We start from the raw sequence: 12,961 nt of genomic DNA on the forward strand, positions 1-12,961 counted from the left end.
GGCAGGCAGCAGCTGTCAAAGGCCGTAGGCCTGGATCGAAGGCGTCATCTGCGACTTGTTGTAGTTAACCACGCTGCCGTCGTCCTTGACCCCGTAGCGGTTCTCCAGCGACTCCAGCGGGCGGCCGTACAGGTGAAAGTGCAAGGTCGGGCTGTCGCCCTCGACGCGAATGCCGTGCAGGTCTTCACCCAGGAACGCCACGGAGGTACCCGGCTGCACCACGATCTCGCGCTCCAGGGCAAGGCTTGCACGGCGCGGATCGCTGCCGTCGTCCTCGCGGCGGTATACGCGGTTGAGCTCCTGGCCCTCGATGGCGACGATGATCGCCCAGGTTTCATGGTTGTGCGGCAGGGTCGCCTTGCCCGGCAGCAGCGAGTTGACGTAAAGCGTCGGCGCTTCACCGTCATCATTCAGGCGGTAGCGGAACTGGGTCTCACCGGTGGCGGCATCAGGCGCCGGGAAGCGCTCGAAGTTGAACAGGTCGCGGCGCTCGGCCAAGCCTTCGAGCAGCACGACAATCTGCTGCAGCGCGGCGCGGTCGACACCGCGCTCATGGATGGCGCGCACTTGCGCGAGGAACGGCTCGATCACGGAATCACGGGACATGGTCGGTCTCTCTTGTAGGAAAACGGGCATCACACGCTGAGGCTGTAGCGCCCCAGGTTGCTCAACACATCGGGCGCCGGTCGGCTGGGGCGGTGGCCGCCCTCGCCCAGCGCATGCTGGAGGAACGCACGGGTACGTTCGTGGGTGGGGGCGCGGAACACCTGTTCTGCGCCGCCATGCTCGACAATGCGACCGTGCTCGGTGAAATACACCTGGTCGCTGATTTCCTCGGCAAAACGCATTTCATGGGTGACCAGCACGCAGGTCATGCCTTCCTCGGTCAGCTCGCGGATCACCGCCAGCACCTCGCCGACCATCTCCGGGTCCAGCGCCGAGGTCACCTCGTCGAACAGGATCAGCCTGGGTCGCATGGCCAGGGCACGGGCAATGGCTACCCGCTGCTGCTGCCCGCCCGACAGCTCGCCCGGGAAGGCGGCAGCCTTGTGCCCCAGGCGCACCTTGTCGAGCAGCGCCAGGGCCTGGTCGCGGGCCTGCGCACGGTCACGGCCGAGTACCTTGGTCGGCGCGATCAGCAGGTTGTCCAGCACGCTCAGGTGCGGGAACAGGTTGTATTGCTGGAAGACGAAGCCCACCTGCTTGCGCAGGGCGATCAGCCCGGCCTCGCCGCGCAGTCGCTCGACCTGGGTGTCGCCGATGCGGATGCTGCCGTGCTGGGGCCGCAGCAGGCCGGTCATGCAACGCAGGATGGTCGACTTGCCAGAGCCGGACGGGCCGATGATCGACACCGCCTGGCCGGCCTGCACGTCCAGGTCGATGCCACGCAGCACCGGGGTGTCGGCAAAAGCCAGGTGCACGTCACGCAACTGGATCAAGGGTTCAGAAGGCATAGCGGCGCTCCAGGCGTTGGGTCAGGCGGGCAATCGGGTAGCAGTAGGCGAAGAACAGCGCCAGCACGCTGAAGTAGACCAGCACCGTGAAACCGCTGCGGTTGACGGTATTGGCAGCAATCTGCGCACTGTCGATCAGGTCGTGCACACCCACCAGCGAAGCCAGCGCGGTGCCCATGGTTACCACCGCATACAGGTTCATCCAGGGCGGCAGCATGCGCCGCAGGCACTGCGGCAGGATGATCGAGCGGAAAATCTGCCCGCGGCTGAACGCCAGCGAGCGCGCCGCCTCCCACTGGGTGCCGGGGATCGACGCGACCGCCCCGCGGAAGATCTCGGCCACGTTGGCGCTGGCCGGCAAGGCCAGCCCGACGGTGACCTTCAGCCAGTCGGGGAATGCCACCCAGGTGCCGCCCACCTGGACGTCGAAGGGGAATACATACGAGGTGAAGTAGATCAGCACCAGCCAGGGCGCGTTGCGAAACACTTGTACCCAGAGCCGCGCCAGCGCACGCAACGGTGCCAACGGCGACAGCAGCAAGCTGCCCACCAGCAACCCCAGCAACGTGCCCAGGCCGATGGCGCCAATGCTGATCTGGATATTCTGCACAAGCCCTGCGCCCAGGGTCGGCGACCAGTGCCACAGGGTGGCAAGGTTTTCAATGGCCATAGCCAGGCATCCTCAGGCGCGCTTCCAGGCCGCGGCCGGCACAGTTGACGGCCAGGCTCAGCAGCCCGTAGAAGGCCAGGATCAGGATCATCAGCTCGATGACATTGTCACCTTGGGTCCAGATCATGATCGCGGCGTAGGTGATGTCGTTGACGGCGATGGCCGAGGCCACGGCGGTCATCTTCACCAGGTCGATGAGGTTGTTGACCAGCGCCGGCAAGGCAAAGCGCAGCGCCAGCGGCAGTTGCACCTGCAGCAGTTGCTGGCGGCGGCTGAAGGCCAGAGAACTGGCCGCCTCCAGGGTGACCGCGGGTACCGCCTCGATGCCGGCGCGCAGGGCCTCGGCATGGAAGGCCCCCTTGTGCAGCGAGATCACCAGCACCACCCAGGCGAATGGCGTCATGGGGTTGGCGCTGCCCAGGCTCTGGTTGATCAGCATGTTCAGCACCAGGAAAGCGCAGTACAGCTGCACCAGGGTCGGGGTGTTGCGGGTGACCTCGATGAAGGCCCGTGCCGGCCACGCCAGCCAGCGGCGTGTCGAGGTCACTGCCGCAGCCAGCAGCACACCCACCAGCAGGCTGCCGGCAATGCCGCACAGGCACAGCCACAGCGTGTTCAGCGCGCCATCGAGCAACTTGCCGCTGGCGTAGGCGTCGAACACAAAGCTGTAGTCCAGGCCGAGCCGGGCAAGCTGCCCGACCAGCCAGTGCAGGGCATCGCTCATCAGGCGCCTTCGCCCTGCAGCTGGGTGCGCAACTCCACCAACGCTGGCGAGGCCGGGGTGATGTGGTTGGCCTGCTCACGCTCGATCAGCCAGCCGCTGCGGTGCCACTGCTTGACGAAAGGGTCCAGGCGCTGCTGGGTATCGGTCTCGCCCAGGCGCGTCCAGATCACCGACGGTGCCGGGTTGAGCTCGGGGGTGAGGGCTCGGTAGCCGCTCCATTCCCCGCCCTTGGCCAGCAGCGGGTTGATCAGCGTGGCGTCGTGCACGGCGGCCAGGCAATTGTTGCCGCGCAGGGCCAGCAGCGATTCGGCGGAGGTCTTGAAGGCCTTGATGTCGGCGCCCAGGTTGACCAGGGCCTGGGTGTAGCTGCTGCCCTGGCTGGTGCACACCGGCTGGCCCTTGAGGTCCGCCCAGGCCTTGACCGGGCTGCCCTCGGCCAGCACGGCGGTGCCGCCGACGCGGTAGAACGGGGTGGGCACGTGGCCCAGCAGCTTGTCGCGCTCGGCAGTCCATTCCATGTTGGCGATCAGCAGGTCGACCTTGCCCTGCTGCAGGAACTGCACGCGGTTGGCTGGCTGTACAGCCACCAGGTCGACATCGACGCCCAGCTGACGCGCCAGGTCGCGGGCCAGGTCGACACTGAAGCCGACGGGCTCTCGGCTGACCGGGTCGATGGCGCCGAACGGGCCGCCGGACAGCACCACCCCCACCGAAAGCTTGTGGCGTTGCTGGATCTTGTCCAGGGTGGCATCGGCCTGCGCCAAGCCGCTGGCGGCCAGGGTGGCAGTAGCCAGCAACGATGCGTACAACCCACGACGGGCGACGGTAGACAGCGACATGGTGAATCTCCTCATCCCGGCAGCCGGAACGCCCGGCCAATAGAGGCGCATGCTAGGAAGTTGCCGAGGTGAGGGGAAATTCAAATATTGACTATTCTTATAACTTCTTCGGTATAGCAGCGCTCAACAAATGGAATAAGCCAGTAATTACGGGCATCTATAGACGAGGATTTCCATCCCTGCCACTCTAGACATAAAGAATCTTTATGTTTTTTCGTCAGCCCTTGATGCAAAGATGCCTACCCATGACTACACCCGCCCTGGATCTCGACCTGCTGCGCACCTTCGTCGCCATCGCCGACCACACAAGCTTCGCCGAGGCTGGCCGCCACCTGGGCCGCACCCAGGCCTCGGTGACCCAGCACATGCAGCGCCTGGAGCAGCAGGTGGGCGTGGCGCTGCTGCGCAAGCAGGGCCGGCAGAAATCCCTTACCGATGCAGGCCGTCAGTTGCTGCGCCACGCCCGGCAGATGCTCGCGCTCAACGACGAGGCACTGGCCGGCCTGCGTCACGATAGCCTGAGCGGCGTGCTGCGCATCGGCTCGCCCCACGATATCGCCGACACCATCCTGCCTCCGCTGCTCAGCCACATCGCCCGCTCGGCGCCCAACCTGCGCCTGGAGATCGACGTTGGCCGCAGCCCGTTCCTGATGGAGGACCTGCAGCGCGGTAAAGTCGACATGGTCATCTCCACCCGCACCGCACCGGGCCTGGAAGGCTTCGCACTGCGCGCCTCGCCGGTGTGGTGGATCTGTGCGGCGCACTATCAGCACCAGCCAGGGGAGCCGTTGCCACTGGTGCTGGTGGACGAACCCAGCCTGTACCGCAAGCTGGCGCTCGAAGCGCTGGAGCACGCCGGCATCGCCTGGCGCCAGGCTTACCTGGCATCCAACCTGATCGGCGTCAAGGCAGCGGTGCGTGCCGGCCTGGGCATTACAGCACGCAGCCAGGAAATGGTCGGCCCCGACATGCGCGTGCTGGGGCAAAGCGATGGCCTGCCGGCTCTGCCTGACGTGACTTACTACCTGTGGGTGCGGTCCAACAGTGCCAACCCGCTGGTGCGTCAGGCTTACGCGATGGTGCGCGCCAGCGCCGGGGCCTGACAGGCATGATGACTGAACATCGGCGAGGCACGTGCACCTGGGCCAGGAACCTGTCGCCCACCCTGGCGGTCCCCTGACGAGAGCGGGCCGCCCCGCATGCCGGCTGCCGATTGCGCCCCATGGCTTTTACGAGACTGCATCCTTGACCCCTTCAAAGCCCTTCGCCTCGCATCACCGCGCCCTGGACTGGCTGAATTTCTTCCTCGCCGACGTGCGCGACGGCCTGGGGCCGTACCTGGCCATCTACCTGCTCGCCGTGCACCAGTGGCAACCCGCGAGTATCGGCCTGGTGATGAGCGTGGCGGGTATCGTGGCGCTGCTGGCGCAAACCCCGGCCGGTGCATTGATCGACAGCACCAGGGCCAAGCGCGCAGTGGTGGTCATTGCCGCCGTGCTGGTGACCGGCAGTTGCCTGCTGCTGCCGTGGCTATCGTCGTTCGCCGGGGTAGCCTTGACCCAGACGATCGCGGCCCTTGCAGGCTCGGTGTTTGCGCCGGCGATTGCCGCCATATCGCTTGGCATCACGGGCCCAAGGGCATTTACCCGCCGGGTGGGCCGCAACGAAACGTTCAACCACGCCGGCAATGCCTGCTCGGCGCTGCTGGCCGGCGGCCTGGCGTACCTGTACGGCCCGGTGGTGGTGTTCTACCTGATGGCCATCATGACCGTGGCCAGCATCGTGGCCGTGGCCCGGGTACCCGCTGCGGCCATCGACCACCAGCTGGCGCGCGGCCTTGGCCATGGCCCGATGGCAGCTGACCACCCTGCCGGGCTGAAGCTGCTGCTGCACAACCGTACCCTGTTGATCTTCGCCGTGTGCTGCGCGCTGTTTCACCTTGCCAACGCGGCGATGCTGCCGCTGGTGAGCCAGAAGCTGTCACAGATCGACCTGCGCCTGGCCACCCCGCTCACCTCTGCCTGCATTGTCGCGGCGCAATTGGTGATGGTGCCGATGGCGCTGCTGGTCGGGGCCAAGGCCGAGCAATGGGGGCGCAAGCCGTTCCTGCTCGCCGGCTTTCTCATCCTGCCCATACGGGGTGCGCTTTACCTGGTTTCCGACAACCCGTTCTGGCTGGTAGGCGTGCAATTGCTCGACGGTATTGGCGCGGGCATCTTCGGCGCACTGTTACCCATCGTGGTCAAGGACCTGACCGAAGGCAGCGGGCGCTTCAATGTCAGCCTCGGCGCGCTGACGGCGACGTTCGGGCTGGGCGCGGCGCTGAGCCCTGGAATCGCCGGGCTGGTGCTGCAGGCCGCTGGCTACGACGCAGCGTTTCTTGCCTTGGCGGCCATTGCCGCAGTCGCCTTCGTGCTGGTGCTGGTGGCATTGCCTGAAACCCGACCAGGCAGTTCGCCGTCGCCCTCTGCCACGCCTGTCGAGTCGACCTGAACTGCCTGGGAGTGTGAGAATTGCAGGCAAGCACGCACGCCTCCCAAAAAAAGGACTAAGGCGCCAGACTCACGCCGTTACAACGCCCCTTCGTAGAGAAGTCGCTGATCAGCCGCGCCTTGTCCACCCTCATCAGGATCGTGCAGCCACCCGGATGGGTGACGTCATCCCAGTAGTTGGTATGGACCATCACGTTGCCCTGCATTTCAGCGGTGCTGCCGACGACCTCCTGGCGTACGTAAGTGGTGTCGCGGTACCAGCCCAGCTGCACCCCCGCTCCGCCAGGCAATGGCTCCATGCGCCCGGGCGGGCCGAAGAAGTCAATCGCCTGTTTGGCGTCACGCCCTTGCCATTGATGGCTGGCACGCAGCTCCGGCAGGGTCGGAATACACCCTGTGAGCGTAAGCAGCATCAGGCCGAGCAGCCGAATTCGGAGGGTCATCAGGGGCTTTTGCTCAGCATGTCGTCCAACTCTTGCACCGCCTGGCTGTTGGCTTGCACACCCACCAACTGGATGAACATGGCTTGGACGGTAGCAACCATCTGGGCAGGAGGCATCTTGCCGATCGGCAGCATCTGATTGCGTGCTCGATTTTCAGGGGCGCAAACAAAGGCGAAGGTACGCTTCAACCAGTAGTCTTTCGGTGCGACCCAGCTGCGGGCATTGGTTTTCACATCCTTCACTGCGCCGTCGAAGCGCCGTATCGCACGAGCGCTGTCAAGGCGTATCTGGCGCTGTTTACACTTGACCTGGACTTCATAGGCGACAAGGGTTGGATAGGCGGGGTCTTCGAACAGCTGCATGACCTGCGCCGACTGCACGCCACCTGCCTTTTGCATGATGCCGGCACTGTCGGCAACGTACACTTCGTTGTGCAGACGTTCCCCTTTGCCGTAGATGATCCAATAGTCACCCGGCGCTTGATCGGCCATGGCCGTCGCACTACACGCCATGGCCAGGATGGCCAACCAGCGGCTTGCGGATAGAAGCCTGTCTTTCATGGAAGTCCTGTCCCGGTTGCTGTAATCCGGCACGGACTATACGAAAGCTGCCTCGCCAAGGTCGATTAGCACGCGTGTACTAGTGGCCGAACGCCTGCAGCGTAGGGAAGGCCGTCGCGCATTTGCTGGCCGAGGGTGTAGTCATTTCGGGACTGGAAAAGGCCGGATGGCCGTGGATCCGTGCGGATTCGACTGAAACGAAAAAAGGCCCCGAAGGGCCTTCTTTCTTGCCTTACCGAAAGCATTCGTTAAGGCCAATTTGGAGCGGGAAACGAGACTCGAACTCGCGACCCCGACCTTGGCAAGGTCGTGCTCTACCAACTGAGCTATTCCCGCGTCGTGATGGGTGCCATTCTAGCGATATCTGAAACGGCGTCAACCCCTTGATTCAAAAAAGTTTTATTTTTGCTCGGAGCCTTCGCGCAGGTGCGGCCAGGCAGCCAGCAGGTAGTGCACCATCGACCACAGGGTCAGCGCCGCCGCCACCAACAGCAGGCCGTAGCCCAACACGACCCAGAAGCTTACCACCGGCGGGTTGGCCAGCAGGATCACCAGCGCCAGCATCTGCGCCGCGGTCTTCCACTTGCCAAGGCTGGATACCGCCACATGCGCCCGCGCGCCCAGTTCGGCCATCCACTCGCGCAATGCCGAAACGACGATTTCACGGCCGATGATCACCGCTGCCGGCAGGGTCAGCCAGAAGTTGGCGTGCACCTGTACCAGCAACACCAGGGCCACGGCCACCATCAGCTTGTCGGCCACGGGGTCGAGGAAGGCGCCGAAGGGTGTGCTCTGCTGCAGGCGACGCGCCAGGTAGCCGTCCAGCCAGTCGGTGGCGGCGGCGATGGCGAACACCGTGCTGGCGGCCATGTAGCTCCAGTGATAGGGCACATAGAACAGCAGGATGAAGATCGGGATGAGCAGGACGCGTAGAACGGTGAGCAGGTTTGGAATATTCATCGGTACGACTGGCTGCGGGTTGAACCCGGCATTCTACTCGCTATGCAGGCTGGCATAAATCGACTCGGCGAGCTTTTTACTGATGCCGGGCGCTTTGGCGATCTCATCGATGCTGGCGCGGTTGAGCTCCTGCAGGCCGCCGAAGTGTTTCAGCAAGTCGCGGCGGCGCTTGGGCCCTACCCCGGCGACGTCTTCAAGGCTCGACGTGCGGCGAGCCTTGCCGCGCCGGGCGCGGTGGCCGGTGATGGCGAAACGGTGGGCTTCGTCGCGGATCTGCTGGATCAGGTGCAACGCCGGGTTGTCGCCCTTGAGGGTGAACTCATGGGCCACGTCGTTGAGGTACAGGGTCTCGAAGCCGGCCTTGCGGGTCACGCCCTTGGCCACGCCGAGCAGGGTCAGGTCGGTGAAGGCCAGCTCCTGCATCACTTCGCGCGCCATGTTCAGCTGGCCCTTGCCGCCGTCCACCAGCAGCACATCGGGCAACTTACCCTCGCCATCCTTGATCCGCCCGTAACGGCGGGTCAGGGCCTGGTGCATGGCGGCATAGTCATCGCCAGCGGTGACGCCTTCGATGTTGAAGCGACGGTAATCCGACTTGATCGGGCCCTCCGGGCCGAACACCACGCAGCTGGCGACCGTGGCTTCGCCACTGGAGTGGCTGATGTCATAGCATTCCAGGCGTTGCGGTACCTCATCCAGGCCAAGCACTTCGGCCAGGGCCTCGAAGCGCGCGGCCATGTGCTGGCGGTTGGCCAGGCGAGCATTGAGTGCTTGTTCAGCGTTGGTCACCGCCAGTTGCTGCCAGCGTGCGCGGGTGCCGCGCACCCGGTGGCTGATGCTCAGCTCGCGACCGCGCAGGCTCTGCACGGCTTCGGTGATCGCCTCGAAGTCTTCGTGCACCACGTTGACGATCAGCTCGCCGGGCAGCTCGCGTTCGGCATTGCCCAGGTAGTACTGCGACAGGAACGCAGCCATGACTTCGGCTACCTCCTCCTCGATGCCCACCTGGGGGAAGAAGTTCTTGCTGCCCAGCACACGGCCACCGCGCACGCTGATCAGGTGCACACAGGCACCACCGGGGTTGACGAAGGCGGCCACCACATCGACATCGCCGGAGCCGCCCTCGATGTACTGCTGGTCCTGGACCCGGCGCAACAAGGCAATCTGGTCGCGCAGCTCGGCGGCCTTCTCGAAGTTGAGGGCCATTGCCGCCTTTTCCATGGCTTCGTTGAGTTCGTTGCCCAACTGCTGGCTGCGGCCTTCGAGGAACATCACCGAGTGGCGCACATCCTCGGCATACTCCTCGGGCGTGACCAGCTGGGTGCACGGGCCCTTGCAGCGCTTGATCTGGTACTGCAGGCAGGGGCGGGTGCGGTTGGCGAAGTAGCTGTCTTCGCACTGGCGCACGGAAAAGGCCTTCTGCAGCAGGCTGAGGCTCTCGCGAATGGCGCCCGCACTGGGGTACGGCCCGAAATACCGCCCCTTGGCTTTCTTCGCCCCGCGGTGGATGCCCAGCCTCGGGAATTCACCCTCCGACAGGAACACGTACGGATAGGACTTATCGTCGCGCAACAGAATGTTGTACGGCGGGCGCCACTGCTTGATCAGGTTCTGCTCGAGCAGCAGCGCCTCGGTCTCGTTGGCGGTGATGGTGGTTTCGACCTGGGCGATGCGCGCCACCAGCGCAGCGGTTTTCGGCGCCAGGCCGGTCTTGCGGAAGTAGCTGGCCAGGCGTTTCTTGAGGTTCTTGGCCTTGCCCACATAGAGCAGCCGCGCCTCGGCGTCGAACATCCGGTATACGCCTGGGCGACCACTGCAGGTCGCCAGGAACGCGCTGGCATCAAAGACTTGTGACATGAAGGATTAGAGGCTTGCGTCAACCATACCGTGGCGAACGGCCAGCAAGGTCAGTTCGACATCGCTGGTGACCGAGAGTTTTTCGAAGATCCGATAGCGGTAAGTATTGACGGTCTTGGGCGACAGGCACAACTTGTCGGAGATGATCTGCACTTTCTGGCAGCCGACAATCATCAGGGCGATCTGGATTTCCCGTTCCGACAACGCGTCGAACGGCGACGCTTGCGGCTGGAACGACTTCAGCGCCAGCTGCTGGGCAATCTGCGGGCTGATGTAACGCTGGCCGGCAAAAGCCAGGCGAATGGCCTGGACCATTTCGTCCAGGCCGGCGCCCTTGGTCAGGTAACCGGCGGCGCCGGCCTGCATCAGGCGGGTGGGGAACGGGTCCTCTTCACACACGGTAACCGCCACCACCTTGATGTCGGGGTGGCTGCGCAGCAGCTTGCGGGTGGCCTCCAGGCCGCCGATCCCGGGCATCTTCACGTCCATCAGGACGACGTCAGGTTTCAGTTCCCGGGCGAGTTTCAGCGCCGACTCGCCCGAATCCGCCTCACCCACCACCTGCAGGCCGTCGATATCAGCCAGCATGCGAGTAATACCGGTTCGAACCAGATCGTGATCGTCGACCACTAGAACCCTAATCAAGCAGACACCTCGTCAACAGGGCGATTGGATCCCGCCACCTTAACAAAATTTTTCACGGCGGACCTAGCGTAAAACTTCCTACAGAAACGTCTGACGCTCATGACGCAGCTGTCGTGCCGGTTCCCCTCCACTGCCCTCGCCCACCAGGCGCCCCAGCAGATGCCACAACGCCGCCTTGTCAGCCGCCGGCAACCGCCGGAACGCGCCCAGCAGACCGGTTTCATCTGCCGACAGGCTTTCCAGCGGCGCCGGAGTGCGCTCCCCGCTGAGCACATACAGCGCATCCACGCCCTTGGTCGCCAGCGCTGCCAGGTAATCCGCCCGAGGCGTGCGCTCGCCACTTTCGTATTTGCCCTGAGCGTTGGGTTCGACACCGCCGATGTCACCAAATACCCGCTGGGTCATGCCCAGCCGTTCACGCTCTTCTCGCAGCCGTGGGCCGATTCCTTTCATATGACGTTCTCCTTGTTCCTGTGCCGTCATGGGCTACCTGCTCACAATCCTGAGAGCAGCTGCAGACTGTGCGGTCACTATGCCCATCGTCGACCTTCGTCGCAAGCCAGTATTGCGCCACCACCGCGCCCTGCGAGGCCTTGATTTACAGGGATTTTATCTGTCCCAGCGGTGCAGCTCTGGCTGACCAAGCCGAGGGAGAAACCAGGAAAACGCCACGTCCTTGGCGTCACTTTACCGCCACTCAGGGGGTTATCATTTTTTTGACGCCCAACTAACAGCAACTTTAACTTGTTGATTTATAAGAGTTTTTAAACTTTAACAGGCAACAATTAAATTAATTTCAAACAACCCAATATCAGCGCTTGCAATAAAAATATAAACGCCCTTAGGCTGTAAAAAGACCACTAAGAAACAGCCTGCAACGCCACTTCGAGCGCGGCTTACTTCTGCGCGTCTGCCATTCGACAACTTCATGAACGATGTATCTCGGCCGGCTTTGCCGTGCCCCAGGGAGAGGGACGTATGAACATCAGTATCTTTGGACTTGGCTATGTAGGCGCAGTCTGCGCGGGGTGCCTGTCGGCCCGCGGCCATCACGTGCTGGGGGTGGACATTTCCCCGGCAAAAATCGAACTGATCAACCAGGGTAAATCGCCGATCGTCGAGCCAGGCCTGGAACAGCTGCTGCAGGACGGTGTCAGCACAGGCCGCCTGCGCGGCACCACCGACGTGCAGGCGGCGATCCTCGCCAGCGACCTGTCGCTGCTGTGCGTCGGCACCCCGAGCAAGAAGAACGGCGACCTGGACCTGGTGTACATGGAGGCGGTCTGCCGGGAAATCGGCACCGCCCTGCGCGACAAGGCCAACCGCCACACCGTGGTGGTCCGCAGCACCGTGCTGCCAGGCACGGTAAAGAACGTGGTGGTCCCGATCCTGGAGCAATACTCGGGTAAGAAAGCCGGCGTCGACTTCGGCGTGGCGGTCAACCCGGAATTCCTCCGCGAAAGCACGGCCATCCAGGACTACGACTTCCCGGCCATGACCGTGATCGGCGAACTGGACAGCCAGTCGGGTGACCTGCTCGAGTCGCTGTACAACGGCCTTGAGGCACCGGTGATCCGCAAGTCGATCGAAGTCGCCGAGATGATCAAGTACACCTGCAACGTATGGCACGCGACCAAGGTCACCTTCGCCAACGAGATCGGCAACATTGCCAAGGCTGCCGGCGTCGATGGCCGCGAGGTGATGGATGTGGTGTGCCAGGACCACAAGCTCAACCTGTCCCGCTACTACCTGCGCCCGGGCTTCGCTTTCGGCGGCTCGTGCCTGCCCAAGGACGTGCGCGCCCTCACCTACCGCGCTGCCAGCCTGGATGTGAAGGCGCCGCTGCTCGACTCGCTGATGGCCAGCAATGCCTCGCAGGTGCAAAACGCCTTCGACCTCATCGAGCGCCAGGACAAACGCAAGATCGCCCTGCTGGGCCTGGCCTTCAAGGCCGGCACCGACGACCTGCGCGAAAGCCCGCTGGTGGAACTGGCCGAGCGCCTGATCGGCAAGGGCTACCAGTTGCACATCTTCGACGAGAACGTCGAATACGCCCGCGTGCACGGGGCGAACAAGGAATACATCGAAGCGAAGATCCCCCATGTTTCGTCGCTGCTGCACAGCGACCTGCAGCAGGTGATCGATGACGCCGAGGTGATCGTCCTGGGCAACAACGACCCACGCTTCGCCAGCGCCCTGCAAAGCGGCCACGGCAAGCAGGTGATCGACCTGGTCGGCTTCATGCCCGGCCTGAGCGACAGCCACAGCCAAGGCATCTGCTGGTAACCGACCCGGCACCCACCGCGCACCACCTGCC

Annotated in this window: 14 protein-coding genes and 1 tRNA gene; 3 read left to right on the forward strand and 12 right to left on the reverse strand. The window is 63.8% G+C overall.

The window, feature by feature from the left end:
* Positions 1–15: 15 nt before the first annotated feature.
* From L6D64_RS23155 to L6D64_RS23175, 5 genes are read right to left on the reverse strand one after another with little or no spacing between them, the layout of a single operon-like run.
* Positions 16–606 carry a cysteine dioxygenase family protein gene (locus tag L6D64_RS23155; RefSeq protein WP_176508597.1) on the reverse strand — a complete coding sequence of 197 codons (591 nt, stop codon included), beginning with the start codon at positions 604–606 and terminating at the stop codon, positions 16–18.
* A gap of 29 nt (positions 607–635) precedes the next feature.
* Complete coding sequence (locus L6D64_RS23160; RefSeq protein ID WP_176508598.1) at positions 636–1,454, reverse strand: amino acid ABC transporter ATP-binding protein; 819 nt, start codon at positions 1,452–1,454, stop codon at positions 636–638.
* On the reverse strand, positions 1,444–2,124 hold the full coding sequence (locus L6D64_RS23165) for an amino acid ABC transporter permease (protein ID WP_176508599.1): 681 nt from the start codon (positions 2,122–2,124) through the stop codon (positions 1,444–1,446). The genes L6D64_RS23160 and L6D64_RS23165 overlap by 11 nt, the downstream gene beginning before the upstream one ends.
* Positions 2,114–2,848 carry an amino acid ABC transporter permease gene (locus L6D64_RS23170; RefSeq protein ID WP_176508600.1) on the reverse strand — a complete coding sequence of 245 codons (735 nt, stop codon included), beginning with the start codon at positions 2,846–2,848 and terminating at the stop codon, positions 2,114–2,116. The genes L6D64_RS23165 and L6D64_RS23170 overlap by 11 nt, the downstream gene beginning before the upstream one ends.
* The gene (locus tag L6D64_RS23175; protein ID WP_176508601.1) at positions 2,848–3,687 is read right to left on the reverse strand and encodes a transporter substrate-binding domain-containing protein; all 840 of its coding nucleotides are present in this window, start codon (positions 3,685–3,687) and stop codon (positions 2,848–2,850) included. The genes L6D64_RS23170 and L6D64_RS23175 overlap by 1 nt, the downstream gene beginning before the upstream one ends.
* Before the next feature lie 245 nt (positions 3,688–3,932).
* On the opposite strand from L6D64_RS23175, the gene L6D64_RS23180 reads away from it, so the two are divergent.
* Both L6D64_RS23180 and L6D64_RS23185 read left to right on the forward strand, forming a co-directional pair.
* Positions 3,933–4,790 carry a LysR substrate-binding domain-containing protein gene (locus tag L6D64_RS23180; protein WP_176508602.1) on the forward strand — a complete coding sequence of 286 codons (858 nt, stop codon included), beginning with the start codon at positions 3,933–3,935 and terminating at the stop codon, positions 4,788–4,790.
* A 142-nt stretch (positions 4,791–4,932) separates the two neighbouring features.
* On the forward strand, positions 4,933–6,180 hold the full coding sequence (locus L6D64_RS23185) for an MFS transporter (RefSeq protein ID WP_181018056.1): 1,248 nt from the start codon (positions 4,933–4,935) through the stop codon (positions 6,178–6,180).
* A gap of 55 nt (positions 6,181–6,235) precedes the next feature.
* Here the strand turns inward: L6D64_RS23185 and L6D64_RS23190 are convergent, their stop codons facing one another.
* From L6D64_RS23190 to L6D64_RS23220, 7 genes are all read right to left on the reverse strand, one after another.
* A complete protein-coding gene (locus L6D64_RS23190) occupies positions 6,236–6,622 on the reverse strand; it encodes a hypothetical protein (protein WP_099815235.1) in 387 nt (128 codons plus the stop codon).
* Positions 6,622–7,215 carry a hypothetical protein gene (locus tag L6D64_RS23195; protein WP_236192588.1) on the reverse strand — a complete coding sequence of 198 codons (594 nt, stop codon included), beginning with the start codon at positions 7,213–7,215 and terminating at the stop codon, positions 6,622–6,624. The genes L6D64_RS23190 and L6D64_RS23195 overlap by 1 nt, the downstream gene beginning before the upstream one ends.
* Positions 7,216–7,442: 227 nt before the next feature.
* Positions 7,443–7,518: transfer RNA gene (locus L6D64_RS23200), tRNA-Gly, on the reverse strand.
* Positions 7,519–7,581: 63 nt separating this feature from the next.
* The gene (gene pgsA, locus L6D64_RS23205) at positions 7,582–8,142 is read right to left on the reverse strand and encodes a CDP-diacylglycerol--glycerol-3-phosphate 3-phosphatidyltransferase (protein ID WP_027920568.1); all 561 of its coding nucleotides are present in this window, start codon (positions 8,140–8,142) and stop codon (positions 7,582–7,584) included.
* Between the two features lie 33 nt (positions 8,143–8,175).
* The gene (gene uvrC, locus L6D64_RS23210; RefSeq protein ID WP_176508604.1) at positions 8,176–9,999 is read right to left on the reverse strand and encodes an excinuclease ABC subunit UvrC; all 1,824 of its coding nucleotides are present in this window, start codon (positions 9,997–9,999) and stop codon (positions 8,176–8,178) included.
* Positions 10,000–10,005: 6 nt separating this feature from the next.
* A complete protein-coding gene (gene gacA, locus L6D64_RS23215; protein WP_054884910.1) occupies positions 10,006–10,644 on the reverse strand; it encodes a response regulator transcription factor GacA in 639 nt (212 codons plus the stop codon).
* 78 nt (positions 10,645–10,722) lie between these two features.
* A complete protein-coding gene (locus tag L6D64_RS23220; protein ID WP_176508605.1) occupies positions 10,723–11,097 on the reverse strand; it encodes a helix-turn-helix domain-containing protein in 375 nt (124 codons plus the stop codon).
* A 525-nt stretch (positions 11,098–11,622) separates the two neighbouring features.
* Here L6D64_RS23220 and L6D64_RS23225 point away from each other — a divergent pair.
* Positions 11,623–12,930 carry a nucleotide sugar dehydrogenase gene (locus L6D64_RS23225; RefSeq protein WP_176508606.1) on the forward strand — a complete coding sequence of 436 codons (1,308 nt, stop codon included), beginning with the start codon at positions 11,623–11,625 and terminating at the stop codon, positions 12,928–12,930.
* The last annotated feature ends 31 nt before the right edge of the window (positions 12,931–12,961 follow it).

The organism is Pseudomonas urethralis (genome assembly GCF_021602465.1).
Lineage (GTDB): Bacteria > Pseudomonadota > Gammaproteobacteria > Pseudomonadales > Pseudomonadaceae > Aquipseudomonas > Aquipseudomonas vlassakiae.

Excerpts from the sequence above, each read along its gene's own strand:
- L6D64_RS23165 (WP_176508599.1), bottom strand. The coding sequence starts at position 2,124 with ATGGCCATTGAAAACCTTGCCACCCTGTGGCACTGGTCGCCGACCCTG.
- pgsA (WP_027920568.1), bottom strand. The coding sequence starts at position 8,142 with ATGAATATTCCAAACCTGCTCACCGTTCTACGCGTCCTGCTCATCCCG.
- L6D64_RS23175 (WP_176508601.1), bottom strand. The coding sequence starts at position 3,687 with ATGTCGCTGTCTACCGTCGCCCGTCGTGGGTTGTACGCATCGTTGCTG.
- L6D64_RS23160 (WP_176508598.1), bottom strand. The coding sequence starts at position 1,454 with ATGCCTTCTGAACCCTTGATCCAGTTGCGTGACGTGCACCTGGCTTTT.
- L6D64_RS23180 (WP_176508602.1), top strand. The coding sequence starts at position 3,933 with ATGACTACACCCGCCCTGGATCTCGACCTGCTGCGCACCTTCGTCGCC.
- L6D64_RS23170 (WP_176508600.1), bottom strand. The coding sequence starts at position 2,848 with ATGAGCGATGCCCTGCACTGGCTGGTCGGGCAGCTTGCCCGGCTCGGC.
- uvrC (WP_176508604.1), bottom strand. The coding sequence starts at position 9,999 with ATGTCACAAGTCTTTGATGCCAGCGCGTTCCTGGCGACCTGCAGTGGT.
- L6D64_RS23225 (WP_176508606.1), top strand. The coding sequence starts at position 11,623 with ATGAACATCAGTATCTTTGGACTTGGCTATGTAGGCGCAGTCTGCGCG.
- L6D64_RS23155 (WP_176508597.1), bottom strand. The coding sequence starts at position 606 with ATGTCCCGTGATTCCGTGATCGAGCCGTTCCTCGCGCAAGTGCGCGCC.
- L6D64_RS23190 (WP_099815235.1), bottom strand. The coding sequence starts at position 6,622 with ATGACCCTCCGAATTCGGCTGCTCGGCCTGATGCTGCTTACGCTCACA.
- L6D64_RS23220 (WP_176508605.1), bottom strand. The coding sequence starts at position 11,097 with ATGAAAGGAATCGGCCCACGGCTGCGAGAAGAGCGTGAACGGCTGGGC.